Genomic DNA, 25,926 nt, shown 5'->3' on the forward strand with positions numbered 1-25,926 from the left:
TGGTCCCACCTGACCCCATGCCGAACTCAGAAGTGAAACGCCGTAGCGCCGATGGTAGTGTGGGGTCTCCCCATGCGAGAGTAGGGAACTGCCAGGCATCAAATTACGTAGTGAACCGGGGCATTAACCCGGTGGTTACAGAAGTATTCGGTGGAGCGGTAGTTCAGTCGGTTAGAATACCTGCCTGTCACGCAGGGGGTCGCGGGTTCGAGTCCCGTCCGTTCCGCCACCTATTAAAACTAAGCCTGCTAATGTAGCAGGCTTAGTAGCAAGAAATTTAGGGGCGTAGCTCAGTTGGTAGAGCACCGGTCTCCAAAACCGGGTGTCGCGAGTTCGAGTCTCTCCGCCCCTGCCATATAAAGAATCCTTTGCTTCGGCAAAGGATTTTTTTTGCCTGTAAGAAAGCAAAGACCTGCCTCTTTAACGTCTTTGCGTTGCGTCCCTGCAACATATCCATTAATCCATCACATTGATTTTAAGCAGATCTTTGATTTGGCTTTGCTTATCGCTGTTCTGCAACCAGATGGCATACAGCGGCCTCTGGAGAGTGGCTGAATCCGTCACCGTATGTAAACCCGGTTTATTACTGGCCCAGCGTTGCGGCAACCAGGTGCAACCTTTTAGCGATGCGAGCTGCTGGCAGGCTATCTCAGCGGAACTGGTGGTCAGGACCGGCACATCGTCAATGGCAATCAAACCGGCCTCATGCGGCTGGAAGTCGGGTCCCCACTCGAGTCGCAAATAGTTCAGGTCGCTTTTCATGGCCGAAGATTCAGCAGCATAAAGCGCCAGAGTGAACTGCCCAAGGATCTGGCTGCTAAATTCATCCATTTTCGGGGCTTCGGTAGTGATCAGCAGATCCAGCTGTCGTTCATGCAACTGCTTTACCAGCGACTGCCGTTGCGCAATGCGGGCCTCAAACTGCAGCTGTCCGTGAGAGCGATACAATCGGCTAAGCCAGGGGCTTAGCATGCACTCCCATAAAGAGGCGCTGGCACCGATAGAAAACTCATTATGCTTTGAGGTATGAGCAACCTCTTTACGCGCGGCCTGCCAGGTATTCATCAGGGTTTCTGCATAGGGCAGAAGTTTTTCACCTGCGGGCGTTAAGCGAATGTTATTGCGATGACGGGTAAAAAGATTCACCCCAAGCTGATTTTCAAGCTGACGAATACGAAAGCTCACCGCCGACTGAGTCAGATAAAGCGCTTCTGCGGCGCGCCCAAAGTGGCGAGTTCTGCTCACTTCGAGGAAAGTTTTTAGCAATTCCGTATCCACGGTTTTCTCCGCAAAATAATTTGTCGTTATGATTTAAATGTTTTGTTGGACGCTCTGTCAAGCGTAACTAATACTCCGCGCCATAAATAGCTCGGCCAAAGATATAGGAGCGTGTAGGATGGCGGAAAGCTTTACGACGACTAATCGTTTTTTCGACAATAAAAATTATCCACGCGGATTTTCTCGCCATGGTGATTTCACCATCAAAGAGGCACAACTGCTTGAGCGCCACGGTTATGCTTTCAATGAACTGGATTTGGGAAAACGTGAACCCACCACTGATGACGAAAAATCGTTTGTTGCCGTCTGCCGTGGCGAACGTGAGCCGATAACGGAAGCGGAGCGCGTATGGATCAAGTATATGGGGCGTATCAAACGTCCAAAGCGGTTCCATACTCTGTCTGGTGGTAAACCACAGATGGAAGGTGCAGAAGACTACACCGAATCAGACGATTAAGAAGAAGGGGCTCCGGCCCCTTTTTTTATGCCAGCATTTTTTGCAGATGCAGCAGCAAGCGATCGATAGCGCGATAGCTCAGGGCCTCCTGCAGGTGTCTGCGTTCAATATTTTCACTCTCCTCCAGATCGGCAATCGTACGGGTCACCTTCAGCAGCCTTTGCCAGGCACGTACCGACAGGCCGAATCGGGTAAGGGTCTCTTCCAGCCACCGGGCATCTTCTGCCATGAGTGGGCAAAATCTGCGGATCTCCGCATTATCCAGATGGGCATTGAGTTTATTTTGCCGCACCAGCTGTCGCTCCTGCGCGGCAATCACTCTGTTTCGCACAGTGAGGCTGGATTCTCCCATGGCATGCGCCTGGCTTAGCAACCCTGGCGGCGGTAGCGGGATCTCAAGCGATAAGTCGAAGCGGTCGAGAAACGGTCCGGATAAGCGCCCCAGATAGCGAAGCGTCTGTTCGGGTGAACAACGATTGTGATTACCCTGATAATGCCCCGTTGGGCTGGGATTCATGGCGGCGATAAGCTGGAATCGCGCCGGATAACTGATCTTTGCGCGGGTACGGGAGATATTGATCTGCCCCGATTCGATAGGCTCGCGTAAGGCATCCAGTACGCGTCGTTCAAACTCGGGTAACTCGTCCAGAAAGAGAATGCCGTTATGCGCCAGCGAAATCTCTCCCGGTGCAGGGATAGCACCCCCGCCCACCATGGCCACGAGCGAGGCGCTGTGATGAGGTGCGCGAAAGGGACGCTGACGCCACTGCTTATACATCGATGTGGCGTTCACCAGACTTACGATTGCCGCACTCTCCAGCGCCTCATGGTTGCTGAGTGGCGGTAGCAGGCCATTGAGCCGACTCGCAAGCATGGTTTTGCCGGTGCCAGGTGGACCAATCAGCAGCAGATTATGTGCACCGGCCGCAGTGATCTCCAGGGCCCGTTTACCCTGCTCCTGACCGATGATATCGCTGATATCACGATCGTCATTGCCTGGTACAAGAGGCTCCCCAACGGGGGCAGTCAGTTCGTGACGGCCTTCAAGAAAGGCGCATACCTCCTGCAAGTGTTCTGCCACCAGACAGCCTTTTTGTTCGATAAGGCTGACTTCGGCGGCGTTATCGTTGGCGACAATAATCTCTCTGCCAGCCTGAATAGCCGCCAGGGCGCCAGTTATCGCGCCGGGAACCCCTCTTAATGCGCCTGTAAGCGCCAGCTCACCCACAAACTCGTATGCGCTTAGTCTGGGAGAGGAGAGCTGCTCAGAGGCGGCGAGAAGCGCAATGGCGATAGGTAAATCATATCGCCCGCCTTCCTTGGGTAAATCGGCTGGCGCCAGATTGATGGTGATCTTTTTGGCCGGAAAGGTATAACCGCTATTGATGATGGCGCTGCGTACCCGATCCCTGGCCTCTTTGACGGTGGTTTCCGGCAGGCCGACCAGCGTTAAGCCCGGGAGGCCATTACTGAGGTGAACTTCTACGGAAATGAGCGGCGCTTTAACGCCTAACGCAGCGCGGGTATAAACAACCGACAATGACATAACGAGCCTCCTTGTAGCGCCACTATGTCACTTTGTGGTCCCGCTTTTTATCGGCAAATCGCGTTTTTACGGGGCCTGTTCTGCAATATTTCCCCGAAATTGTAACCTTTTCATTGTCATGGAAGCCTGCTCGCAAAGCTCAATACGTTTTCCTTATCGGCCTTTGTTGAGTAATAAAAAATGAAAATAATTCATTTTCTATTTTTGTCATAAAAAACAATGATTTTTATCTAAACTATTCGCGTCATAAGAAAGTGAATTATAAAAAAAAGTTGTGCTCGGTTCGATATCTGTGATAACTCTTTAGGTATTCCTTCGAACAAGATGCAAAAAGAACAGAAAATGACAGCCCTTCTACGAGTGATTAGCCTGGTCGTGATTAGCGTGGTGGTGATTATTATCCCACCGTGCGGGGCTGCACTTGGACGAGGAAAGGCTTAGTAATCAAGCCTTAACGAACTAAGACCCCCGCACCGAAAGGTCCGGGGGTTTTTTTATGACCTTAAAACATAAACGAGGAGCAGACGATGAGTAGTAGCACAAAATTCTGTTTCTCACGATTTACGACGGGGAAGTAACTATGAATGGCGCACAGTGGGTAGTACATGCGTTGCGAGCGCAGGGAGTCGATACCATCTTCGGTTACCCGGGTGGCGCAATTATGCCGATTTACGATGCGTTGTATGACGGCGGCGTGGAACACCTGTTGTGCCGACATGAGCAGGGTGCGGCGATGGCGGCCATTGGTTATGCCCGTGCAACCGGGAAAACAGGCGTCTGCATGGCGACCTCTGGCCCGGGTGCGACCAACCTGATCACCGGCCTGGCTGACGCGCTGCTTGATTCCGTTCCGGTTGTGGCGATCACCGGCCAGGTCGCTTCACCTTTGATCGGCACCGACGCTTTCCAGGAAGTGGACGTTCTCGGTTTGTCACTGGCTTGTACGAAACACAGCTTCCTCGTGCAATCCCTGGAAGAGCTGCCGCGCGTGATGGCGGAAGCCTTTGAGGTGGCAAACTCAGGCCGTCCTGGCCCAGTTCTGGTTGATATCCCGAAAGATATTCAGGTTGCCCTGGGCGATCTGGAGCCGCACTTCTCCACCGTTGAGAGTGAGGATGCGTTCCCGTTTGCCGAAGTCAGCGAGGCCAGCCAGATGTTAGCCCACGCGCAAAAGCCGATCCTGTATGTGGGCGGCGGCGTGGGGATGGCGCAGGCGGTGCCGGCCCTGCGCGAATTTATTGCCACTACCCGGATGCCAGCGGCCTGCACCTTAAAAGGCCTGGGCGCGGTGGAGGCTGACTACCCGTACTATCTCGGCATGCTGGGGATGCACGGCACCAAAGCCGCCAACCTCGCCGTGCAGGAGTGTGACCTGCTGATCGCCGTAGGCGCGCGGTTTGACGACCGCGTCACCGGCAAGCTGAATACCTTCGCACCGAATGCCAAAGTTATTCATATGGATATCGACCCGGCAGAGATGCACAAGCTCCGTCAGGCGCACGTGGCCCTGCAGGGTGACCTCAACGCGCTGCTGCCTGCGTTACAGCAGCCTTTAGCGATCGACGCGTGGCGTCAGCATGCGGCAGAGATGCGCCGCGAGCACGCCTGGCGCTACGACCATCCTGGTGAAGCGATCTATGCCCCGTTGTTGCTCAAGCAGCTGTCGGATCGCAAACCGGCCGACAGCGTGGTGACCACCGACGTGGGCCAGCATCAGATGTGGTCCGCCCAGCACATGACCTACACGCGACCGGAAAACTTCATCACATCCAGTGGCTTAGGTACCATGGGCTTCGGCTTGCCAGCCGCCGTAGGTGCCCAGGTGGCGCGCCCGGAGGATACGGTGATCTGTGTCTCCGGAGATGGCTCCTTCATGATGAACGTGCAGGAGCTGGGCACCATCAAACGCAAGCAACTGCCGGTGAAGATCGTGCTGCTGGATAACCAACGTTTAGGCATGGTGCGCCAGTGGCAGCAGCTCTTTTTCCAGGAGCGTTACAGCGAAACCACCCTGACCGATAACCCCGATTTCCTCGTTCTGGCCAGCGCCTTCGGCATCCCTGGCCAGCACATTACCCGTAAAGACCAGGTTGAAGCGGCACTTGATGAAATGCTGTCAAGCAAGGGGCCTTACCTGCTTCATGTCTCAATCGACGAGCTTGAGAATGTCTGGCCGTTGGTGCCGCCCGGCGCCAGTAACTCACAAATGCTGGAGAAATTATCATGATGCAACATCAGGTCGCCGTGCAGGCTCGCTTCAACCCGGAAACATTAGAACGTGTGTTGCGCGTGGTGCGCCATCGTGGGTTCCAGATATGTTCCATGAACATGGAAACCGCCACCGACGCGCAGAACATAAATATCGAATTGACCGTTGCCAGCCAGCGCCCCGTCGAATTACTGTTTAGCCAGTTGAGCAAACTGGTCGACGTCGCACGGGTCGATATTCAGCAGCGTGCCGCTACATCGCAAACACAACAAATTCGCGCCTGAGCGCAAAGGAAGAAAAATGACGACGAAGAAAGCTGATTTCATTTGGTCCAATGGTGAGATGATTCGCTGGGAGGACGCTAAAGTCCACGTGATGTCCCACGCTCTGCACTACGGTACGTCTGTTTTTGAAGGCATCCGTTGCTACGACTCACACAAAGGTCCGGTGGTGTTCCGCCATCGCGAACACATGCAACGTCTGCGTGATTCAGCCAAAATTTATCGTTTCCCGGTTTCCCAGAGCGTCGACGAGCTGATGGAAGCATGCCGCGCCGTCCTGCGCAAAAACAACCTGACCAGCGCCTATATTCGTCCTCTGGTGTTCGTGGGCGATGTGGGTATGGGCGTTAATCCGCCAGCCGGTTACACCACCGATGTGATCATCGCCGCGTTCCCGTGGGGAGCCTACCTCGGCGCAGAAGCGCTGGAGCAGGGGATCGACGCGATGGTTTCCTCCTGGAACCGCGTAGCACCTAACACCATCCCGACCGCAGCAAAAGCGGGCGGTAACTACCTCTCCTCCCTGCTGGTTGGCAGCGAAGCACGTCGCCACGGCTATCAGGAAGGTATCGCCCTGGATGTGAACGGCTACATCTCTGAAGGCGCAGGTGAGAACCTGTTCGAAGTGAAAGATGGCATTCTGTTCACGCCACCGTTTACCTCCTCCGCTCTGCCGGGTATTACCCGTGACGCCATCATCAAGCTGGCGCAGGATCTGGGTATCGAAGTGCGCGAGCAGGTTCTGTCCCGCGAATCGCTGTACCTGGCCGATGAAATCTTCATGTCCGGTACCGCCGCAGAGATCACCCCGGTACGCAGCGTTGACGGCATCCAGGTAGGCGAAGGTCGCCGTGGTCCGGTCACCAAACGTATCCAGGACGCCTTCTTTGGCCTCTTTACCGGCGAAACCGAAGATAAATGGGGTTGGCTGGATCAGGTTAATCAATAAGCATAAATATGGGACGGCACGCACCGTCCCATTTACCAGATAGACGGAGTAAATAACGCATGCCTAAGTACCGTTCCGCCACCACCACTCACGGCCGCAACATGGCCGGCGCCCGCGCGCTGTGGCGCGCCACCGGGATGACCGACGCCGATTTCGGCAAACCGATTATCGCCGTGGTCAACTCGTTTACCCAGTTCGTCCCGGGTCACGTTCATCTTCGCGATCTCGGGAAGCTGGTTGCCGAGCAGATTGAAGCCTCCGGCGGCGTGGCGAAAGAGTTCAACACCATCGCCGTGGATGACGGGATCGCGATGGGGCACGGGGGCATGCTTTATTCACTGCCGTCGCGCGAGCTGATCGCCGATTCGGTGGAGTACATGGTTAACGCCCACTGTGCCGATGCGATGGTCTGCATCTCCAACTGCGACAAAATCACCCCGGGGATGCTGATGGCCTCCCTGCGCCTGAACATTCCGGTGATCTTCGTCTCCGGCGGCCCAATGGAAGCGGGTAAAACCAAGCTTTCCGATAAAATCATCAAGCTCGACCTGGTCGACGCGATGATTCAGGGTGCCGACCCGAAAGTCTCCGACGAGCAGAGCGATCAGGTTGAGCGTTCCGCCTGTCCAACCTGCGGCTCCTGTTCCGGTATGTTCACCGCCAACTCGATGAACTGTCTGACCGAAGCGCTGGGCCTGTCTCAGCCGGGTAACGGCTCGCTGCTGGCGACCCACGCCGATCGTAAAGAGCTGTTCCTCAACGCCGGTAAACGCATCGTTGAACTGACCAAACGCTACTACGAGCAGGACGATGCCAGCGCACTGCCGCGCAATATCGCCAGCAAAGCGGCGTTTGAAAACGCCATGACCCTGGATATCGCCATGGGCGGTTCGACCAACACCGTTCTGCACCTGCTGGCCGCGGCTCAGGAAGCGGAAATTGATTTCACCATGACCGACATTGACCAGCTGTCCCGCAAGGTACCGCAGCTGTGTAAGGTTGCGCCAAGCACCCCTAAATATCACATGGAAGATGTTCACCGTGCCGGTGGCGTGCTGGGGATTCTGGGCGAGCTGGATCGCGCCGGGCTGCTGAACCGTGAGGTGAAAAACATTCTCGGCCTGACGTTGCCACAAACACTGGATCAGTACGATGTGATGCTGACCAAAGACGACGCGGTAAAAAGCATGTTCCGCGCCGGCCCGGCAGGGATCCGTACCACGCAGGCGTTCTCGCAGAACTGTCGCTGGGACACCCTGGATGACGATCGCGCCGAAGGCTGCATTCGCTCGCTGGAAAACGCCTACAGCAAAGATGGCGGCCTGGCGGTTCTGTACGGCAACTTCGCGGAAAACGGCTGTATCGTTAAAACCGCAGGCGTGGATGACAGCATCCTCAAATTCACCGGCCCGGCAAAAGTCTATGAAAGCCAGGATGATGCGGTAGAAGCGATCCTCGGCGGCAAAGTCGTGGCGGGCGATGTCGTTGTCATCCGCTATGAAGGACCAAAAGGCGGGCCGGGAATGCAGGAGATGCTCTACCCGACCACCTTCCTCAAATCCATGGGCCTCGGTAAAGCCTGTGCGCTGATCACCGACGGTCGTTTCTCCGGCGGTACTTCCGGTCTTTCAATCGGTCACGTTTCGCCGGAAGCCGCCAGCGGCGGCAACATCGCGATCATCGAAGATGGCGACCTGATCGAAATCGACATTCCGAATCGCGGTATTCAACTGCAGCTGAGCCCGCAGGAAATCGCTGCCCGCCGTGAAGCACAGGATGCGCGTGGCGATAAAGCCTGGACGCCGAAAGATCGTCAGCGTGAAGTCTCCTTCGCCCTGCGTGCCTACGCCACCCTTGCCACCAGTGCGGATAAAGGCGCGGTGCGCGATAAATCCAAGCTTGGGGGCTAATGATGGCCGAATCCCAACCCTTATCGTCTGCCCCTGAGGGGGCGGAATATCTCCGGGCGGTGCTGCGTGCGCCGGTCTATGAAGCGGTGCAGGTCACGCCGCTGCAAAAAATGGACAAGCTGTCGTCGCGGCTGGATAACGTCATTCTGGTGAAGCGCGAAGACCGCCAGCCGGTGCACAGCTTCAAGCTGCGCGGCGCCTACGCGATGATGGCCGGGCTGACCGACGAGCAAAAAGCGCGTGGCGTAATCACCGCTTCGGCGGGCAACCATGCCCAGGGCGTGGCGTTCTCTGCCGCGCGACTGGGGCTGAAAGCCCTGATCGTCATGCCGGTGGCAACCGCAGATATTAAAGTCGATGCGGTGCGGGGATTTGGCGGCGAAGTGCTGCTCCACGGTGCCAATTTTGACGAGGCGAAAGCCAAAGCCATCGATCTGGCGCAGCAGCAGGGCTTCACCTGGGTGCCGCCGTTTGATCACCCGATGGTGATTGCCGGCCAGGGCACCCTGGCGCTGGAGCTGTTACAGCAGGATGCCCATCTCGACCGCGTATTCGTACCGGTTGGCGGCGGCGGGTTAGCTGCGGGCGTGGCGGTGCTGATCAAACAGCTGATGCCGCAGATCAAAGTCATCGCCGTTGAAGCCGAGGATTCTGCCTGCCTGAAGGCGGCGCTGGATGCTGGTCATCCGGTGGACTTACCGCGCGTCGGGCTGTTTGCCGAAGGCGTGGCGGTGAAACGCATCGGGGATGAAACCTTCCGCGTCTGCCAGGAGTATCTCGACGACATCATCACCGTCGACAGCGATGCGATCTGCGCGGCGATGAAGGATCTGTTCGAGGATGTGCGTGCAGTGGCAGAACCGTCCGGCGCGCTTGCGCTGGCGGGGATGAAAAAGTACATCGCCCAGCACAACATCCGCGGCGAGCGTCTGGCCCACGTGCTCTCCGGGGCTAACGTCAACTTCCACGGTCTGCGCTACGTTTCCGAACGTTGCGAGCTTGGAGAACAGCGTGAAGCGCTGTTGGCGGTGACCATTCCGGAAGAGAAGGGCAGTTTCCTTAAGTTCTGCCAGCTGCTGGGCGGTCGCTCGGTGACGGAGTTCAACTACCGGTTTGCCGATGCCAAAGACGCCTGCATTTTTGTCGGCGTGCGTCTGAGCCGTGGCCTGGAAGAGCGTAAAGAGATCCTCAACCTGCTGCACCAGGGTGGCTACAGCGTGGTGGATCTCTCCGATGATGAAATGGCGAAGCTGCACGTTCGCTATATGGTCGGGGGGCGTCCGTCGAAGCCGTTACAGGAGCGTCTGTTCAGCTTCGAGTTCCCGGAATCGCCAGGCGCATTGCTGAAGTTTCTGCATACGCTGGGTACGCACTGGAACATCTCCCTGTTCCACTACCGCAGTCACGGCACCGACTACGGTCGCGTGCTGGCGGCATTCGAACTGGGCGAGCATGAGCCGGATTTCGAAACGCGGCTGAACGAGCTGGGTTATGACTGTCATGACGAAACCCACAACCCGGCGTTCAGGTTCTTCCTGGCGGGTTAATGGTTCGGCAATATCTTCCAGAACGCATCAATAAGCGGCTCATGCAGCCGCTTTTTTTGTGCACAGACGCCAAGCTCGAACGGCGTTTTCTCGTCGCTGCGCTCCAGGATCATCACGCGATTACGCACCGGCTCCGGGCTGTTCTCCAGCACCACTTCCGGCAGCAGCGCCACGCCGCAGCCGAGCGCCACCATCGAAACCATCGCCTCGTGGCCGCCGACCGTGGCATAAATTGATGGATTGCTGATCTTCTGGCGACGGAACCACAACTCGATGCGGCGACGTACCGGCCCCTGATCGGCCATGATAAAGGGCACCGTGGACCAGTCGGGTTTTTCCACCGACACCTGGTTACGCACCGGGCAGGGCAGCGCCGGGGCGATCAGCACCACTGCCAGATTTTCCAGCATTGAAAACGCCACCGCCCCCGGCAGGGTTTCCGGTTTACCGGCAATCGCCAGATCCGCTTCTCCCGTCACCACCTTTTCCATCGCGTCGGCGGCATCGCCGGTGGTGAGTTTGATCTCCACCGACGGATGTTCGGCCCGGAAGCGATCGAGGATGGGCGGCAGATGGCTATAGGCGGCGGTCACCGAGCAGAAGATATGCAATTCCCCGGAAAGCGATGGCCCCTGCTGGTCGATGGTGTGGCGCAGCTGCTGATACTGCAACAAGGTTTGCTGGGCAAACGTGCGCAGTTCTTCGCCGGCTTCGGTGAGGGTGACCGTGCGGTTATCGCGTATAAATAGCGGTTGTCCGAGGTCCTCTTCCAGGCGCTGGATCTGGCGGGAAAGCGTAGAGGGGCTGACGTGCATCGCCCGCGCGCTGCGGCCAAAATGACGGCTTTCCGCCAGATGCAGGAACAATTTCAGATCGCGTAAATCCACCGATTCCACTCCCGGGTTTTATATTGCAGAAATTGCAACGTAACGTTGTGAATATATCAATTTCCGCAATAAATTTCCTGTTGTAATGTGGGTACATTCTCGCTGAAAAGCGAACCGAACAATAAGACGCACAACATCACGAGGTATCACCCATGGCTAACTACTTTAATACACTGAACTTGCGCCAGCAGCTGGCGCAGCTGGGCAAATGCCGCTTTATGGCGCGCGACGAATTTGCTGACGGCGCGAGCTACCTTCAGGGTAAAAAAGTGGTCATCGTCGGCTGTGGCGCACAGGGTCTGAACCAGGGCCTGAACATGCGTGACTCCGGTCTGGATATCTCTTATGCCCTGCGTAAAGAAGCCATTGCTGAGAAGCGTGCTTCCTGGCGCAAAGCGACCGAAAACGGCTTCAAAGTCGGTACCTACGAAGAGCTGGTTCCGCAGGCGGATCTGGTGGTTAACCTGACCCCGGACAAACAGCACTCTGACGTTGTGCGTTCCGTACAGCCGCTGATGAAAGACGGTGCGGCGCTGGGTTACTCCCACGGCTTCAACATCGTTGAAGTGGGCGAGCAGATCCGTAAAGACATCACCGTCGTGATGGTAGCGCCGAAGTGCCCGGGTACCGAAGTGCGTGAAGAGTACAAACGTGGTTTCGGCGTGCCAACGCTGATTGCGGTTCACCCGGAAAACGATCCGAAAGGCGAAGGCATGGCGATTGCCAAAGCATGGGCAGCAGCCACCGGCGGCCACCGTGCGGGCGTGCTGGAATCTTCCTTCGTTGCAGAAGTGAAATCTGACCTGATGGGTGAGCAGACTATCCTGTGCGGTATGCTGCAGGCCGGCTCCCTGCTGTGCTTCGACAAGCTGGTGGAAGAAGGTACCGACCCGGCATACGCTGAAAAACTGATTCAGTTCGGCTGGGAAACCATTACCGAAGCGCTGAAGCAGGGCGGGATCACCCTGATGATGGATCGCCTGTCTAACCCGGCGAAAGTCCGTGCTTACGCGCTGTCTGAGCAGCTGAAAACCATCATGGCTCCGCTGTTCCAGAAACACATGGACGACATCATCTCCGGTGAATTCTCTTCCGGCATGATGGCTGACTGGGCCAACGATGACAAAAACCTGCTGACCTGGCGTGAAGAGACCGGCAAAACCGCGTTCGAAACCGCGGCGCAGTTCGACGGGAAAATCAGCGAGCAGGAGTACTTCGATAAAGGTGTTCTGATGATTGCGATGGTGAAAGCGGGCGTTGAGCTGGCCTTCGAAACCATGGTGGATTCCGGCATCATCGAAGAGTCTGCGTACTATGAATCACTGCACGAGTTGCCGCTGATCGCGAACACCATCGCCCGTAAGCGTCTGTACGAAATGAACGTGGTGATCTCTGATACCGCTGAGTACGGTAACTACCTGTTCTCTTACGCCTGCGTACCGCTGCTGAAAGAGTTCATGACCACGCTGCAGACCGGCGACCTGGGTAAAGCGATCAACGAAGGTGCGGTAGATAATGCCCAGCTGCGTGACGTGAACGAAGCGATTCGTAGCCACGAGATCGAGAAGGTGGGCCAGAAGTTGCGTGGTTATATGACCGATATGAAACGTATTGCCGTAGCAGGTTAAGTAAATTGTCGGGTGGCGGCTACGCCTTACCCGACCTACAAAGTGCAAAAGTAGGCCCGGTAAGCGTTAGCGCCACCGGGCTTTTTTATTAGTTGCGGTACAGCACCTTGATGATGTGGTAACCGAACTGAGTGTGCAGTGGGCCGGTAGGCTCCAGCACCGGGCAGGAGAACACCACTTTATCGAACGCCGGAACCATCTGGCCTTGACGGAATTCACCCAGATGACCGCCTTTTTTACCTGATGGACAGGTGGAGTGCTTTTTCGCCAGCTTCTCGAAGTCGCCGCCGTTCTTGATCTGCTCCAGAAGCTCCAGAGCCAGTTTCTCTTCTTTTACCAGGATGTGCATTGCTGCCGCTGTTTTCGCCATGATCGTGCCTTGAAGGGTTGAGTAAAATCGGGGCGCAATATACCACGCGTTAGCTGCGGTACAGCACCTTAATGATATGGTAGCCAAATTTGGTTTTCACCGGGCCGTAAGGCTTCAGTAGCGGACAGCTGAAGACCGCCTGATCGAAAGGCCCCACCATGGCACCCTGCTTAAATTCACCTAAATCGCCGCCGTTACGCCCGGACGGGCATTTCGAGTAGCGCTTCGCCAGATGATCAAAGCTGATGCCGCGTTCCAGTTTGGCGAGGATCTCCTGCGCCAGTTTCTCTTCTTTTACCAGAATGTGCAGGGCTGCGGCGGTCTTTTTCATGGTTCTGTTCCAGGCGTTCATCGCGTTTTCTTCACTTTATCATTAGCCGGTAAATCTGCGCCCGGCTTTCTGCTACAATCCCCACCCCGTTCGAAGATTGAGCAATATTCCCATGCGTTTAAACCCTGGACAACAACAAGCGGTCGAATTCGTTACTGGACCATGCCTGGTGCTGGCAGGGGCGGGTTCCGGTAAAACCCGCGTGATCACCAACAAGATCGCCCACCTGATCCGCGGCTGCGGCTATCAGGCACGCCATATCGCGGCGGTAACCTTTACCAACAAAGCGGCGCGCGAGATGAAAGAGCGTGTCGGCCAGACGTTAGGGCGTAAAGAGGCGCGCGGCCTGATGATCTCCACCTTCCATACCCTGGGGCTGGATATCATTAAGCGCGAATACGCGGCGTTGGGCATGAAGTCGAACTTCTCCCTGTTTGACGATACCGATCAGGTGGCATTGCTGAAAGAGCTGACCGAAGGGCTGATCGAAGACGACAAAACGGTGTTGCAGCAGTTGATCTCTACGATCTCCAACTGGAAAAACGATCTGATGGACCCTGCCCAGGCCGCTGCAAGCGCCAAAGGAGAGCGGGATCGGATCTTCGCCCACTGCTACAGCCTGTACAACGATCATCTCAAAGCCTGCAATGTGCTGGACTTTGACGATCTGATCCTGCTCCCGACGCTGCTGCTTCAGCGCAATGAAGAGGTGCGCGAGCGCTGGCAGAACAAGATCCGCTACCTGCTGGTGGATGAATATCAGGACACCAACACCAGCCAGTACGAGCTGGTGAAACTGCTGGTGGGCCAGCGGGCGCGTTTTACCGTAGTGGGCGATGACGATCAGTCGATCTACTCCTGGCGTGGCGCTCGTCCGCAAAACCTGGTCCTGCTGAGCAAAGATTTCCCGGCGCTGCAGGTGATCAAGCTGGAGCAGAACTACCGCTCATCTGGCCGTATTCTGAAGGCGGCAAACATCCTGATCGCCAATAACCCGCACGTGTTTGAAAAACGCCTTTTCTCCGAGCTGGGCTATGGCACTGAGCTTAAGGTGTTGAGCGCTAATAACGACGATCACGAAGCCGAACGCGTGGCGGGGGAGCTGATTGCTCATCACTTTGTGAATAAGACCAACTACAAAGATTACGCCATTCTCTATCGCGGAAATCACCAGTCGCGCGTCTTTGAAAAGATGCTGATGCAGAACCGCATCCCGTACAAAATTTCGGGTGGGACGTCGTTCTTCTCGCGCCCGGAAATTAAGGATCTGCTCGCCTACCTGCGCGTACTCACCAACCCGGATGATGACAGCGCTTTCCTGCGGATCGTGAATACGCCGAAGCGCGAGATTGGCCCGGCGACGCTGCAAAAACTGGGCGAGTGGGCGATGACCCGCAATAAGAGCCTGCTGACTGCCAGCTTCGATATGGGCCTGAGCCAGAGCTTAACCGGGCGTGGTTATGAATCGCTGACCCGCTTCACTCACTGGCTGCGCGAGATCCAGCAGCTGAGCGAGCGGGAGCCGATCGCAGCGGTGCGCGATCTGATCCGCGGGATCGACTATGAATCCTGGCTGTATGAAACCTCCGCCAGCCCGAAAGCGGCGGAGATGCGGATGAAAAATGTCAATACGCTTTTCAGCTGGATGACCGAGATGCTGGAAGGTTCTGACATCGACGAGCCGATGACCCTGACCCAGGTCGTCACCCGCTTTACCCTGCGTGACATGATGGAGCGCGGTGAAAGCGAAGAGGAGGCGGATCAGGTGCAGCTCATGACCCTGCACGCCTCGAAAGGGCTGGAGTTCCCCTATGTCTACCTGGTGGGGATGGAAGAGGGCATCCTGCCGCATCAGAGCAGCATCGATGAAGATAACGTTGATGAAGAGCGCCGTCTGGCCTACGTGGGCATTACGCGAGCGCAAAAAGAGCTGACCTTTACACTGTGTAAAGAGCGCCGTCAGTACGGGGAACTGGTGCGTCCCGAGCCTAGCCGCTTTCTGCTGGAATTACCGCAGGATGATGTGCTTTGGGAGCAGGAGCGCAAAGTGATTACCGCCGAAGAGCGGATGCATAAAGGCCAGGCCAGTATCGCCAATATTCGCGCGATGATGGAGAAGGCAAAAAACCGCTAGTTTGAGTGCCCGGTAAGCGTCGTGTCGCCGGGCGTTTAATCGGGATTATTGAGCTTCAAGCATCCAGTGGACATAGCTCTGCCACTGACACTCCTGCACCAGCATTTCTGCGCCCAGCGGATGGGTATCCAGCCATTTTTCCGGCAGGTTCAGCGTCAACTTCTCGCTTTCCGCCTTCAGGGTGATGGCTGGCAGCAAATCGTCGCGCCGACGGCTGGCAAAAAGGATCGCCAGACGCAGCAGGCGACAGAGATGCTCCGCCACGCGCGGCGGCACCGCATTTTGCTGGTGGAGCGAAGAGAGGTCGACGGGGTTGGTCTGGTTTAACAGCAGCGTAGCCAACAGCTTCTTTTGCGCCGGGGTGTAGCCGGGCAGATCGAGATTGCGTACCAGGTAGGCACCATGCAGCGGCGCCTGTTTGAAATCGACGCTCAGGCCGATCTCGTGCAGCTGGCACGCACTCACCAGCAGTTCGCGGCTGACAGGATCCAGATGCCACTCGTTTTCGACCTGATCGAGGAAACTGACCGCCAGGTTTGCTACCCGATGCGCCTGTTCGATATCCACCATAAACCGGCGCTGGATATTGCGCAGCGTATGGTTGCGAATGTCCTGATCGACGGCCAGATGCAGCATGCCGTAAACCAGACCTTCCCGTAGCGCACCACCCGCAAGGGTCATGCACTGAATATTCAGTTCGGTGAAAATGGCAATCAGGATCGCCAGGCCGCTGGGGAAGACCAGGGCACGTTCAAGGGTAAGTCCTTCGATTTCGAGCTCTTCCAGACGACCACAGTGGATGGCGCGCTGCTTTAACTGCTGCAGTTTCGCCAGCGTGATGCGCTCATCCATCCCCTGCGCCATCATGATTTCCTGCAGCGCCTGGACGGTGCCGGACGCGCCAACGCAGACCTTCCAGCCGTGATAACGCAGCTTATCCGCCACCGGACGCAGCACCTCGCGGGCGGCTTTTTCCGCGTCATCGAAGTTCTCTTGTGCCAGATTGCGATCGGTAAAGTAGCGTTCAAGCCAGGTGACACAGCCCATCGACAGGCTGTTCAGGGAGGTTGCCTGCGCACCGATACCGGTGACCAGTTCGGTGCTTGCGCCGCCGATATCCACAACCAGACGACGCTCATCCCCGCCGGTGGTGTGCGCCACGCCCTGGTAAATCAGGCGGGCTTCTTCTTCACCGCTGATCACCTGGACCGGACAACCGAGGATTTCCTGTGCCTTAGCAATAAACTCCCCGGCATTCACCGCCAGACGCAGGGTTGCGGTGGCGACAACACGAATTTGCTGGGGAGGAATATCCTGCAGACGTTCAGCAAAGAGGCGCAGGCATTGCCAGCCGCGCTCCATAGCTTCAGGAGAGAGATGATTATCCGCACTCAGGCCCGCCGCGAGACGGACCTTGCGTTTAATACGCGTCAGCGTCTGTATACTTCCCGCCACCTCGCGTACAACCAGCATATGAAAACTATTCGAACCTAAATCAATAGCTGCATAGAGCGAGGTGGACCGGAGCATATTTTTAGCCTGAACGACGACGGTTACGCGGGGCGCTGTTACGGCGCGGGCCATTGCCGGAACGGGCGCGGGTCAGGCGCTTCGCTGGTGGCAGTTCGCTTAACAGCGCATCCGGGTTGTATTTACTCTGCGGAATCGAGTGACCGATATAGGTCTCAATCGCCGGCAGGTTCAGGGCGTACTCTTCACAGGCAAGGCTGATAGAGTGACCGCTGGCGCCTGCACGACCGGTACGGCCGATACGGTGAACGTAATCTTCGCAATCATCCGGCAGGTCGTAGTTGAAGACGTGGGTGACCGCCGGGATGTGCAGACCGCGTGCGGCGACGTCCGTTGCCACCAGAATATCCAGGTCGCCACGGGTGAAATCTTCAAGAATGCGCAGGCGTTTTTTCTGCGCGACGTCGCCGGTCAACAGACCTACACGGTGTCCATCTGCAGCCAGATGGCCCCAGATATCTTCACAACGGTGTTTGGTGTTGGCGAATACAATGGCGCGATCTGGCCACTCTTCTTCGATCAGCGTTTGCAGTAAACGCATTTTCTCTTCGTTCGACGGGTAGAAGAGCTCTTCTTTAATACGGTGGCCGGTTTTCTGTTCCGGTTCCACTTCAACGTATTCAGCGTTATTCATCTGTTCGAACGCCAGCTCACGGACGCGATACGACAGCGTTGCCGAGAACAGCATGTTCAGGCGCTGGTTAGCGACAGGCATGCGGCGGAACAGCCAGCGGATATCTTTAATGAAGCCCAGATCGTACATGCGATCGGCTTCATCCAGTACCACAACCTGGATAGCACCGAGGTTAATGTGGTTCTGTTTGGCGTAGTCGATCAGACGGCCGGTGGTGCCGATCAGAATATCGACGCCGCTTTCCAGCACTTTAAGCTGTTTGTCGTAACCGTCACCGCCGTAGGCCAGGCCGAGTTTCAGGCCGGTGGTCTGTGCCAGCGGTTCTGCGTCAGCGTGGATCTGTACCGCCAGTTCTCGCGTCGGGGCCATGATCAGCGCGCGCGGCTGGTTAACTTTGCGGTCAGCAATTGCCGGGTGAGAAAGTAAATAATGAAACGTTGACGTTAAAAACGCCATCGTTTTGCCGGTACCGGTTTGCGCCTGCCCTGCAACATCGCGACCTTCCAGCGTTAGCGGAAGGGCGAGAGCCTGAATAGGCGTGCAGTTATGAAACCCTTTATTTTCAAGGGCTTCGATGACTTTTGGGTGCAGGGCGAAGTCGGTAAACTTCTGTTCTGTTAAATGTGTTTTGCTCATAGTGTGGTAGAATATCAGCTATCTATTGCTTTACGAAAGCGTATCCGGTGAAATAAAGTCAACCTTTAGTTGGTTAATGCTACATCAACAGGTCGTTGATGGAAGCGAGATCAACGCACCAGGCTTATTCCTGTGGAGTTATATATGAGCGATAAAATTATTCACCTGACTGACGACAGTTTTGACACGGACGTACTTAAAGCTGACGGGCTGATCCTCGTCGATTTCTGGGCTGAATGGTGTGGTCCTTGCAAAATGATCGCCCCGATTCTGGATGAGATCGCTGACGAATATCAGGGCAAACTGACCGTAGCGAAACTGAACATCGACCAGAACCCTGGCACCGCGCCTAAGTACGGCATCCGCGGCATCCCAACGCTGCTGCTGTTCAAAAACGGTGAAGTTGCGGCGACCAAAGTGGGCGCACTGTCCAAAGGTCAACTGAAAGAGTTCCTGGACGCCAACCTGGCGTAAGGTTCTCGTCTGTGCGTCCAGGGTTTCTAAATTGTTTGGATCTCTGGACGCCCGGCTTGAGTCGTGCTAAGTTACCTATGACTTCGTTTTAAACATACCTTGTTGTTTGAATCTTGTTTTACCCGATACTTCCCGTTGTTTCCTTTAAACAGTGCGTGAAGTGGATAGATTCCGGGCTTGTCACTCAATCCGTCTTGTCGTTTCAGTTCTGTGCTTTCCCTGTGACCAGACAGCGAACAGACATGAGTTGATGGCCGCTAAACAGGCATGGATGACCCTGCCATACCATTCACAAATTAAGTTCGAGTATCACCCCGAGTTTAAGAACCCACACCATTATGAATCTTACCGAATTAAAGAATACGCCGGTTTCTGAGCTGATCACTCTCGGCGAAAATATGGGACTGGAAAACCAGGCTCGTATGCGCAAGCAGGACATCATTTTTGCCATCCTGAAGCAGCATGCAAAGAGTGGCGAAGATATCTTTGGCGACGGTGTGCTGGAGATATTGCAGGACGGATTTGGTTTCCTCCGCTCTGCAGACAGCTCCTACCTCGCCGGTCCTGATGATATCTACGTTTCCCCCAGCCAAATCCGCCGTTTCAACCTCCGCACTGGTGACACCATTTCAGGTAAGATTCGTCCTCCTAAAGAGGGTGAACGCTACTTTGCGCTGTTGAAAGTTAACGAAGTTAACTACGACAAACCAGAAAACTCGCGCAATAAGATCCTGTTCGAGAACTTAACGCCGCTGCACGCGAACTCTCGCCTGCGCATGGAGCGTGGTAACGGTTCTACCGAAGACTTAACCGCTCGCGTTCTGGATCTGGCGTCTCCGATTGGTCGTGGCCAGCGTGGTCTGATTGTGGCACCGCCAAAAGCGGGTAAAACCATGCTGCTGCAGAATATCGCGCAGAGCATCGCTTACAACCACCCAGACTGCGTGCTGATGGTACTGCTGATTGACGAACGTCCGGAAGAAGTGACCGAGATGCAGCGTCTGGTAAAAGGTGAAGTGGTTGCTTCTACCTTCGACGAACCAGCATCCCGTCACGTTCAGGTTGCGGAAATGGTTATCGAGAAGGCGAAGCGTCTGGTTGAGCATAAAAAAGACGTTATCATCCTGCTCGACTCCATCACCCGTCTGGCGCGTGCCTATAACACCGTGGTTCCGGCTTCCGGTAAAGTGTTAACCGGTGGTGTGGATGCCAACGCCCTGCACCGTCCGAAGCGTTTCTTCGGTGCTGCGCGTAACGTGGAAGAGGGCGGTAGCCTGACCATCATCGCCACCGCGCTGATCGACACCGGTTCGAAGATGGATGAAGTTATCTACGAAGAGTTTAAAGGTACAGGCAACATGGAACTGCACCTCTCTCGTAAGATTGCGGAAAAACGCGTCTTCCCGGCTATCGACTACAACCGTTCCGGTACCCGTAAAGAAGAGCTGCTCACCACTCAGGAAGAGCTGCAGAAAATGTGGATCCTGCGCAAAATTATCCATCCAATGGGTGAAATCGACGCAATGGAGTTCCTCATTAACAAACTGGCGATGACCAAAACTAACGACGATTTCTTCGATATGATGAAACGCTCGTAAAGTAAATAAAGCGCCGAAACGCCACGTTTTTACGTGGCGTTTTTCTTTTCTGACTTATACGCTGTTACAGTGCGCTGTAGAATTATTCTGCGGATGGCGAAAATCGGAATGTTCGTCAAAGTAGAAAATTAATTGTTTGAAAAATAAACAAAGGGACTTGGGTAAGGCCTGCTTTTTCCTTCTGAAGCCGAGCCTTCAAGGTTATACTTCCGGGATTAACATTTGTTGAGAGTATCCATAGTGAATCTACTCACCGCGGTGACTGAGCTAATCAGTATTTTTCTTTTCACCACCTGCTTTCTATTTCTTGCCCGTAAGGCGGCGAAGAGAGTAGGTCTGGTGGATAAGCCCAATTATCGTAAACGCCATCAAGGCTTGATTCCGCTGGTTGGCGGAATCTCTGTTTATGCGGGCATCTGCTTCACCTTCGGTATTGCGGATTACTATATCCCGCATGCGGCGCTCTATCTGTCCTGTGCCGGTGTGCTGGTACTGGTGGGGGCGCTGGACGACAGGTTCGATATCAGCGTGAAGTTCCGCGCTGCGGTTCAGGCGGCTATCGGCGTTATCATGATGGTAGTCGGAAAACTCTATCTCAGCAGCCTCGGCTATATCTTCGGGACCTGGGAAATGGTGCTGGGGCCGTTCGGCTACTTCCTGACGTTGTTTGCCGTATGGGCGGCGATTAACGCCTTTAACATGGTGGACGGCATCGACGGCCTGCTGGGTGGGCTCTCCAGCGTTTCGTTCGCCGCAATCGGCATTATCCTGTGGTTCGACGGCCAGTACAGCCTGTCGATGTGGTGCTTTGCGATGATTGCCGCCATTCTGCCTTATATCCTCCTTAACCTTGGCGTGCTGGGCCGTCGCTATAAAGTCTTTATGGGCGATGCCGGGAGTACGTTGATTGGTTTTACCGTTATCTGGATCCTGCTGGAAACCACTCAAGGGAACACGCACCCTATCAGTCCGGTGACGGCGCTGTGGATTATTGCCATTCCGCTGATGGATATGGTGGCGATTATGTACCGTCGCCTGCGTAAAGGGATGAGCCCGTTCTCACCAGACCGTCAACATATTCACCATCTCATTATGCGCGCCGGCTTCACCTCGCGTCAGGCCTTTGTCTTAATTACCCTGGCCGCGGCTCTTCTGGCCGGTATTGGCGTCGCCGCAGAATACGCTCATTTCATTCCTGAATGGGTAATGTTGGTATTATTCTTGCTAGCATTTTTCCTGTACGGCTATTGCATTAAGCGTGCATGGAAAGTGGCGCGATTTATTAAACGCGTGAAGCGCCGGATGCGTCGAAATAATGACAATAACCCAACTTTAACCAAGTAAATCGGGACTGTAATGACTCAACCGTTGGCGGGAGCAAAATCAGTGGTAACTGAGAATGAGCTGGATGTTCGTGGCTTGTTCCGCGTGTTATGGGCGGGCAAGTTTTGGATTGCAGGTATGGCGCTGGGCTTTGCACTTATCGCCCTGGCTTATACCTTTTTCGCCAGACAGGAGTGGAGCGCGACGGCGATTACCGATCGCCCGACGGTGAACATGCTCGGGGGTTTCTACTCCCAGCAACAGTTTTTGCGAAACCTGGATGTAAAAGCGAATCCGACCTCCGCCGACCAACCTTCGGTGATGGATGAGTCTTACAAAGAGTTCATCATGCAGCTCGCCTCCTGGGATACTCGTCGTGATTTCTGGAACCAGACCGACTATTTCAAACAGCGGATGGTGGGTAACAGCAAGGCCGATGCCGCCCTGCTGGATGAGCTGATCAACAATATTCAGTTTATGGCGGGCGACCCGCTGCGCAACATCAATGACAACGTCAAACTGATTGCGGAAACCGCGCCGGACGCTAACAACCTGCTGCGTCAGTACGTTGCTTTCGCCAGCCAGCGAGCGGCCAGCCATCTGAATGATGAGCTGAAAGGGGCCTGGGCGGCGCGTACCGTACAGATGAAAGCGCAGGTCAAACGTCAGGAAGAGGTCGCGAAAGCGATCTTCAATCGCCGGGTACATAATATTGAACAGGCGCTGAAGATTGCCGAAAAGAGCAATATCTCCCGCAGCGAAACCGACGTGCCGGCGGCCGAACTGCCGGACTCTGAAATGTTCCTGCTGGGCCGCCCGATGCTGCAGGCGCGTCTGGAAAACCTGCAGGCCGTGGGGCCGGATGTTGACCTCGACTACGACCAAAATCGCGCTATGCTGACCACCCTCAACGTAGGTCCGACACTGGACCCACGTTTTCAGACCTATCGTTATTTGCGAACTCCTGAAGAACCTGTAAAACGCGATAGTCCACGTCGCGCATTCCTGATGATTATGTGGGGGATTGTGGGTGCTTTAATTGGCGCTGGCGTGGCATTAACCCGTCGTCGCAAAAATTAAGAACGCCATCTACGATGAAGGCTTATGGCCTTCATCGCCTAATCGAAGAGAATCGATGTGAAAGTACTAACCGTCTTTGGTACGAGGCCGGAAGCCATCAAGATGGCGCCCCTGGTTCATGCGCTGGCAAGCGACCCTTATTTTGAGGCGAAAGTTTGCGTTACCGCACAGCATCGGGAGATGCTGGATCAGGTCCTTAACCTCTTTTCTATTGTTCCCGATTACGACCTCAATATTATGAAGCCGGGACAAGGATTAACTGAAATTACCTGCCGTATTCTGGAAGGGTTAAAACCTATTCTGGAGTCGTTTAAGCCTGATGTCGTGCTGGTGCATGGAGATACCACTACCACCATCGCCACCAGCCTGGCGGCGTTCTATCAGCGTATTCCGGTGGGGCATGTCGAAGCCGGATTACGTACCGGCGATCTCTCCTCCCCGTGGCCTGAAGAGGCGAACCGTACCCTGACCGGGCATCTGGCGATGTACCACTTCGCGCCGACGGAGAACTCCCGGCAGAACCTGCTGCGCGAGAACGTTAACGACCAGCATATCTTTGTCACCGGCAACACGGTGATCGACGCCCTGATCTGGGTACGCGATCGGGTGCTAGCGAGTGACACCCTGCGGGGCGAACTGGCGGAGCGGTATCCTTTCCTGACTACTGGCAAAAAGATGATCCTGGTCACCGGACACCGTCGGGAAAGCTTTGGTCAGGGCTTCGAGCAAATCTGCCATGCGCTGGCAGAAATCGCAGCACAAAATGAAGATGTGCAGATTGTCTATCCGGTACACCTGAATCCTAACGTCAGTGAGCCGGTCAACCGCATCCTTGGGCACGTTGAAAACGTCATTCTTATTGAGCCGCAGGACTATCTGCCTTTCGTCTGGCTGATGAACCATGCCTGGCTGATCCTGACAGATTCTGGCGGTATTCAGGAAGAAGCTCCGTCACTCGGGAAACCGGTGCTGGTGATGCGTGAAACCACCGAGCGACCGGAAGCGGTCAAAGCCGGAACGGTGCGGCTGGTGGGTACTGATTCACGAGCCATCGTGGAAGAGGTGACGCGCCTGCTGCACGACGATAAAGAGTATCAGGCCATGAGCCGGGCCCATAATCCGTATGGTGATGGCCAGGCCTGTGACCGTATTTTGTACGCACTCAAACACAATCGGGTATCGCTATGAGTTTTACGACCATTTCTGTCATTGGGCTTGGCTACATTGGGCTGCCAACGGCGGCGGCATTTGCCTCCCGTCAAAAACAGGTTGTGGGTGTGGATATCAACCAGCATGCGGTTGCGACGATCAACAGGGGTGAAATTCACATTGTTGAGCCGGATCTCGACAAGGTGGTAAAGACGGCCGTTGAGGGTGGATTCCTGAAGGCCAGCACCACGCCAGTGACCGCCGATGCCTATTTGATTGCCGTACCAACACCATTCAAAGGCGATCATGAGCCGGATATGGTGTATGTCGAGGCAGCTGCCAAATCCATCGCCCCGGTGCTGAAAAAAGGCGCGCTGGTGATCCTCGAGTCCACCTCCCCGGTGGGTGCCACCGAACAGATGGCACAGTGGCTGGCCGAGGCGCGTCCGGATCTGACTTTCCCACAGCAGGCGGGCGAGCAGGCGGATATTAACGTCGCCTACTGCCCGGAGCGCGTGCTGCCGGGGCAGGTGATGGTCGAACTGATTAAAAACGATCGCGTGATAGGCGGCATGACGCCGGTCTGTTCCGCCCGCGCCAGCGAGCTGTATAACATCTTCCTTGAAGGCGAGTGCGTGGTGACCAACTCCCGTACCGCCGAGATGTGCAAGCTGACGGAAAACAGCTTCCGCGACGTCAACATCGCGTTTGCCAATGAACTGTCGCTGATTTGCGCCGATCAGGGGATTAACGTCTGGGAATTGATTCGTCTGGCGAACCGCCATCCGCGCGTCAATATCCTGCAACCTGGCCCGGGCGTAGGCGGCCACTGTATCGCGGTCGACCCGTGGTTTATCGTGGCACAGAACCCGCAGCAGGCGCGTCTGATCCGTACGGCCCGCGAAGTAAACGACAGCAAACCGCACTGGGTGCTGAACCAGGTGAAAGCCACGGTGGCGGATTACCTGACGCAGAGCGGCAAGCGGGCGAACGAGGTGACCATCGCCTGTTTTGGTCTCGCCTTTAAGCCGAACATTGACGATCTGCGTGAAAGCCCGGCGATGGAAATTGCTGAGATGATTGCCGACTGGCACAGCGGTGAAACCCAGGTGGTTGAACCCAATATCCATGAGCTGCCGAACAAGCTGGCTGGACACTGCACCCTGACGCGCGTGGATGATGCGCTGGCCACCGCCGATGTGCTGGTACTGCTGGTGGATCATAACGAGTTTAAAGCGATTTCGGGCGATGCTGTGCGTCAGGAATTTATCGTTGATACCAAAGGTGTCTGGCGCTGATGCAGCTGCGTGGCGAATTACAGCCGCTGGACTGGGAAAGTCAGTTTTTCTCCCTGCCCACGGCCATTGTGCGCCTGGATGATGACGCCCCGTTGCTGGCGGCTGACGATTTAGCCGCCTGGCAACGTGTGCAGGCCAAAATTCCGGCCACCCGGGCCGACTGGCTGGATACCCTCCAGCAGCAGGGTTTCAGGCTGGTGGAAGGTGAAGTCGATCTCGCGATCGCGGTGACGCAGCATGCGTGTCCTGGAGCGGAGATCGCCACGGGGCAGGATATCCCGGCGCTGCGCCAGCTGGCCGCTCAGGCGTTTGCGCAGAGCCGCTTTCGCACGCCGTGGTACGCCCCGGACGACAGCGGTCGCTTCTATGCCCAGTGGATCGAAAATGCGGTAAAAGGCACTTTCGACCATCTCTGCCTGGTGTTCCGTGCGCCGGATGGCACCATCCAGGGGTTTGTCTCCCTGCGTAAACTGAATGACACCGAGGCGCGTATCGGCCTGCTGGCCGGGCGCGGCATGGGGGAGCGGTTAATGCAGGCGGCGCTGTGCTGGGCTCAGCAACAGCAGCTTTCTACTTTGCGGGTGGCGACCCAGATGGGCAACACCGCCGCGCTTAAACGTTATATCGCCAGCGGCGGCAACATCGAAACCATCGCTTACTGGCTATACAGGTGACAA

General features: G+C 55.7%; 24 protein-coding genes, 2 tRNA genes and 1 rRNA gene. 20 read left to right on the plus strand and 7 right to left on the minus strand.

Going from position 1 to position 25,926, the window contains the following annotated elements; genetic code table 11:
* From rrf to M8318_RS01140, 3 genes are all read left to right on the plus strand, one after another.
* Positions 1-97: ribosomal RNA gene (gene rrf, locus M8318_RS01130) — 5S ribosomal RNA — on the plus strand; the annotation flags it as partial.
* A gap of 55 nt (positions 98-152) precedes the next feature.
* Positions 153-229, plus strand: a tRNA-Asp gene (locus tag M8318_RS01135).
* Between the two features lie 50 nt (positions 230-279).
* Positions 280-355: transfer RNA gene (locus tag M8318_RS01140), tRNA-Trp, on the plus strand.
* 101 nt (positions 356-456) lie between these two features.
* On the opposite strand, the gene hdfR is transcribed toward M8318_RS01140, so the two are convergent.
* Complete coding sequence (gene hdfR, locus M8318_RS01145) at positions 457-1,278, minus strand: HTH-type transcriptional regulator HdfR (protein WP_262660701.1); 822 nt, start codon at positions 1,276-1,278, stop codon at positions 457-459.
* Between the two features lie 118 nt (positions 1,279-1,396).
* On the opposite strand from hdfR, the gene M8318_RS01150 reads away from it, so the two are divergent.
* Entirely contained in the window at positions 1,397-1,735 is a 339-nt protein-coding gene (locus M8318_RS01150; protein ID WP_262660702.1) for a DUF413 domain-containing protein, read from the plus strand.
* 25 nt (positions 1,736-1,760) lie between these two features.
* On the opposite strand, the gene M8318_RS01155 is transcribed toward M8318_RS01150, so the two are convergent.
* The gene (locus tag M8318_RS01155; protein WP_262660704.1) at positions 1,761-3,281 is read right to left on the minus strand and encodes a YifB family Mg chelatase-like AAA ATPase; all 1,521 of its coding nucleotides are present in this window, start codon (positions 3,279-3,281) and stop codon (positions 1,761-1,763) included.
* A 342-nt stretch (positions 3,282-3,623) separates the two neighbouring features.
* Here M8318_RS01155 and ilvL point away from each other — a divergent pair, with 342 nt between their 5' ends.
* The 7 genes from ilvL to ilvA all read left to right on the plus strand — a co-directional run bounded on the left by ilvL (position 3,624) and on the right by ilvA (position 10,177).
* Complete coding sequence (gene ilvL / locus M8318_RS01160; protein ID WP_001311244.1) at positions 3,624-3,722, plus strand: ilv operon leader peptide; 99 nt, start codon at positions 3,624-3,626, stop codon at positions 3,720-3,722.
* 86 nt (positions 3,723-3,808) lie between these two features.
* Entirely contained in the window at positions 3,809-3,859 is a 51-nt protein-coding gene (ilvX, locus tag M8318_RS01165; RefSeq protein WP_196221615.1) for a peptide IlvX, read from the plus strand.
* 2 nt (positions 3,860-3,861) lie between these two features.
* The gene (ilvG, locus tag M8318_RS01170; protein ID WP_262660705.1) at positions 3,862-5,508 is read left to right on the plus strand and encodes an acetolactate synthase 2 catalytic subunit; all 1,647 of its coding nucleotides are present in this window, start codon (positions 3,862-3,864) and stop codon (positions 5,506-5,508) included.
* Positions 5,505-5,774: an acetolactate synthase 2 small subunit gene (gene ilvM, locus M8318_RS01175; RefSeq protein ID WP_032615208.1), complete on the plus strand. Its 270-nt coding sequence runs from the start codon at positions 5,505-5,507 to the stop codon at positions 5,772-5,774. Before ilvG ends, ilvM begins: the two co-directional genes overlap by 4 nt.
* A 16-nt stretch (positions 5,775-5,790) precedes the next feature.
* Positions 5,791-6,720 (plus strand): branched-chain-amino-acid transaminase, encoded by a 930-nt coding sequence (gene ilvE, locus M8318_RS01180; protein ID WP_166184769.1) that lies wholly within the window; start codon positions 5,791-5,793, stop codon positions 6,718-6,720.
* 59 nt (positions 6,721-6,779) lie between these two features.
* Positions 6,780-8,630, plus strand: coding sequence for a dihydroxy-acid dehydratase (gene ilvD / locus M8318_RS01185; RefSeq protein ID WP_166184765.1), 1,851 nt, complete (start codon positions 6,780-6,782; stop codon positions 8,628-8,630).
* Between the two features lie 2 nt (positions 8,631-8,632).
* Positions 8,633-10,177, plus strand: a complete 1,545-nt coding sequence (gene ilvA, locus M8318_RS01190; RefSeq protein WP_156265197.1) for a threonine ammonia-lyase, biosynthetic — start codon at positions 8,633-8,635, stop codon at positions 10,175-10,177.
* On the opposite strand, the gene ilvY is transcribed toward ilvA, so the two are convergent.
* Complete coding sequence (gene ilvY, locus M8318_RS01195) at positions 10,174-11,064, minus strand: HTH-type transcriptional activator IlvY (protein ID WP_106995955.1); 891 nt, start codon at positions 11,062-11,064, stop codon at positions 10,174-10,176. The two genes, ilvA and ilvY, sit on opposite strands and share 4 nt — an antisense overlap.
* A gap of 152 nt (positions 11,065-11,216) precedes the next feature.
* Here ilvY and ilvC point away from each other — a divergent pair, with 152 nt between their 5' ends.
* Entirely contained in the window at positions 11,217-12,692 is a 1,476-nt protein-coding gene (gene ilvC / locus M8318_RS01200; RefSeq protein ID WP_262660711.1) for a ketol-acid reductoisomerase, read from the plus strand.
* Positions 12,693-12,780: 88 nt separating this feature from the next.
* Here ilvC and ppiC (M8318_RS01205) read toward each other — a convergent pair whose 3' ends face one another.
* Together ppiC (M8318_RS01205) and ppiC (M8318_RS01210) are read right to left on the minus strand one after the other, a co-directional pair.
* On the minus strand, positions 12,781-13,062 hold the full coding sequence (gene ppiC, locus M8318_RS01205; RefSeq protein WP_032615193.1) for a peptidylprolyl isomerase PpiC: 282 nt from the start codon (positions 13,060-13,062) through the stop codon (positions 12,781-12,783).
* Positions 13,063-13,111: 49 nt separating this feature from the next.
* On the minus strand, positions 13,112-13,393 hold the full coding sequence (gene ppiC / locus M8318_RS01210) for a peptidylprolyl isomerase PpiC (RefSeq protein ID WP_106995953.1): 282 nt from the start codon (positions 13,391-13,393) through the stop codon (positions 13,112-13,114).
* A 112-nt stretch (positions 13,394-13,505) separates the two neighbouring features.
* On the opposite strand from ppiC (M8318_RS01210), the gene rep reads away from it, so the two are divergent.
* A complete protein-coding gene (gene rep, locus M8318_RS01215; protein ID WP_262660712.1) occupies positions 13,506-15,527 on the plus strand; it encodes a DNA helicase Rep in 2,022 nt (673 codons plus the stop codon).
* A gap of 45 nt (positions 15,528-15,572) precedes the next feature.
* Here the strand turns inward: rep and gppA are convergent, their stop codons facing one another.
* Positions 15,573-17,057, minus strand: a complete 1,485-nt coding sequence (gppA, locus tag M8318_RS01220; RefSeq protein WP_262660713.1) for a guanosine-5'-triphosphate,3'-diphosphate diphosphatase — start codon at positions 17,055-17,057, stop codon at positions 15,573-15,575.
* A gap of 4 nt (positions 17,058-17,061) precedes the next feature.
* Positions 17,062-18,327 (minus strand): ATP-dependent RNA helicase RhlB, encoded by a 1,266-nt coding sequence (gene rhlB, locus M8318_RS01225; protein WP_262660714.1) that lies wholly within the window; start codon positions 18,325-18,327, stop codon positions 17,062-17,064.
* Between the two features lie 144 nt (positions 18,328-18,471).
* On the opposite strand from rhlB, the gene trxA reads away from it, so the two are divergent.
* The 7 genes from trxA (at position 18,472) to rffC (ending at position 25,923) form a co-directional block, all read left to right on the plus strand.
* Complete coding sequence (gene trxA / locus M8318_RS01230) at positions 18,472-18,801, plus strand: thioredoxin TrxA (protein WP_006179218.1); 330 nt, start codon at positions 18,472-18,474, stop codon at positions 18,799-18,801.
* Between the two features lie 338 nt (positions 18,802-19,139).
* On the plus strand, positions 19,140-20,399 hold the full coding sequence (rho, locus tag M8318_RS01235; RefSeq protein ID WP_001054528.1) for a transcription termination factor Rho: 1,260 nt from the start codon (positions 19,140-19,142) through the stop codon (positions 20,397-20,399).
* 240 nt (positions 20,400-20,639) lie between these two features.
* Positions 20,640-21,743 carry a UDP-N-acetylglucosamine--undecaprenyl-phosphate N-acetylglucosaminephosphotransferase gene (gene wecA, locus M8318_RS01240; RefSeq protein WP_262660715.1) on the plus strand — a complete coding sequence of 368 codons (1,104 nt, stop codon included), beginning with the start codon at positions 20,640-20,642 and terminating at the stop codon, positions 21,741-21,743.
* Between the two features lie 12 nt (positions 21,744-21,755).
* The gene (wzzE, locus tag M8318_RS01245; protein ID WP_106995948.1) at positions 21,756-22,802 is read left to right on the plus strand and encodes an ECA polysaccharide chain length modulation protein; all 1,047 of its coding nucleotides are present in this window, start codon (positions 21,756-21,758) and stop codon (positions 22,800-22,802) included.
* A gap of 57 nt (positions 22,803-22,859) precedes the next feature.
* Positions 22,860-23,990, plus strand: coding sequence for a non-hydrolyzing UDP-N-acetylglucosamine 2-epimerase (gene wecB, locus M8318_RS01250; RefSeq protein WP_262660716.1), 1,131 nt, complete (start codon positions 22,860-22,862; stop codon positions 23,988-23,990).
* Complete coding sequence (wecC, locus tag M8318_RS01255; protein ID WP_106995946.1) at positions 23,987-25,249, plus strand: UDP-N-acetyl-D-mannosamine dehydrogenase; 1,263 nt, start codon at positions 23,987-23,989, stop codon at positions 25,247-25,249. The genes wecB and wecC overlap by 4 nt, the downstream gene beginning before the upstream one ends.
* Positions 25,249-25,923, plus strand: a complete 675-nt coding sequence (gene rffC, locus M8318_RS01260; RefSeq protein WP_408612142.1) for a dTDP-4-amino-4,6-dideoxy-D-galactose acyltransferase — start codon at positions 25,249-25,251, stop codon at positions 25,921-25,923. Before wecC ends, rffC begins: the two co-directional genes overlap by 1 nt.
* The last annotated feature ends 3 nt before the right edge of the window (positions 25,924-25,926 follow it).

The sequence above is a fragment of the Leclercia tamurae genome, assembly GCF_025566055.1.
In the GTDB taxonomy this organism is placed as follows: Bacteria; Pseudomonadota; Gammaproteobacteria; order Enterobacterales; family Enterobacteriaceae; genus Enterobacter; species Enterobacter tamurae.

Excerpts from the sequence above, each read along its gene's own strand:
- rffC (WP_408612142.1), top strand. The coding sequence starts at position 25,249 with ATGCAGCTGCGTGGCGAATTACAGCCGCTGGACTGGGAAAGTCAGTTT.
- ppiC (WP_106995953.1), bottom strand. The coding sequence starts at position 13,393 with ATGAAAAAGACCGCCGCAGCCCTGCACATTCTGGTAAAAGAAGAGAAA.
- ilvC (WP_262660711.1), top strand. The coding sequence starts at position 11,217 with ATGGCTAACTACTTTAATACACTGAACTTGCGCCAGCAGCTGGCGCAG.
- ilvD (WP_166184765.1), top strand. The coding sequence starts at position 6,780 with ATGCCTAAGTACCGTTCCGCCACCACCACTCACGGCCGCAACATGGCC.
- wzzE (WP_106995948.1), top strand. The coding sequence starts at position 21,756 with ATGACTCAACCGTTGGCGGGAGCAAAATCAGTGGTAACTGAGAATGAG.
- wecC (WP_106995946.1), top strand. The coding sequence starts at position 23,987 with ATGAGTTTTACGACCATTTCTGTCATTGGGCTTGGCTACATTGGGCTG.
- rhlB (WP_262660714.1), bottom strand. The coding sequence starts at position 18,327 with ATGAGCAAAACACATTTAACAGAACAGAAGTTTACCGACTTCGCCCTG.
- rho (WP_001054528.1), top strand. The coding sequence starts at position 19,140 with ATGAATCTTACCGAATTAAAGAATACGCCGGTTTCTGAGCTGATCACT.
- trxA (WP_006179218.1), top strand. The coding sequence starts at position 18,472 with ATGAGCGATAAAATTATTCACCTGACTGACGACAGTTTTGACACGGAC.
- rep (WP_262660712.1), top strand. The coding sequence starts at position 13,506 with ATGCGTTTAAACCCTGGACAACAACAAGCGGTCGAATTCGTTACTGGA.
- ilvA (WP_156265197.1), top strand. The coding sequence starts at position 8,633 with ATGGCCGAATCCCAACCCTTATCGTCTGCCCCTGAGGGGGCGGAATAT.
- M8318_RS01155 (WP_262660704.1), bottom strand. The coding sequence starts at position 3,281 with ATGTCATTGTCGGTTGTTTATACCCGCGCTGCGTTAGGCGTTAAAGCG.
- ppiC (WP_032615193.1), bottom strand. The coding sequence starts at position 13,062 with ATGGCGAAAACAGCGGCAGCAATGCACATCCTGGTAAAAGAAGAGAAA.
- ilvG (WP_262660705.1), top strand. The coding sequence starts at position 3,862 with ATGAATGGCGCACAGTGGGTAGTACATGCGTTGCGAGCGCAGGGAGTC.
- gppA (WP_262660713.1), bottom strand. The coding sequence starts at position 17,057 with ATGCTCCGGTCCACCTCGCTCTATGCAGCTATTGATTTAGGTTCGAAT.
- ilvM (WP_032615208.1), top strand. The coding sequence starts at position 5,505 with ATGATGCAACATCAGGTCGCCGTGCAGGCTCGCTTCAACCCGGAAACA.
- ilvE (WP_166184769.1), top strand. The coding sequence starts at position 5,791 with ATGACGACGAAGAAAGCTGATTTCATTTGGTCCAATGGTGAGATGATT.
- ilvL (WP_001311244.1), top strand. The coding sequence starts at position 3,624 with ATGACAGCCCTTCTACGAGTGATTAGCCTGGTCGTGATTAGCGTGGTG.
- M8318_RS01150 (WP_262660702.1), top strand. The coding sequence starts at position 1,397 with ATGGCGGAAAGCTTTACGACGACTAATCGTTTTTTCGACAATAAAAAT.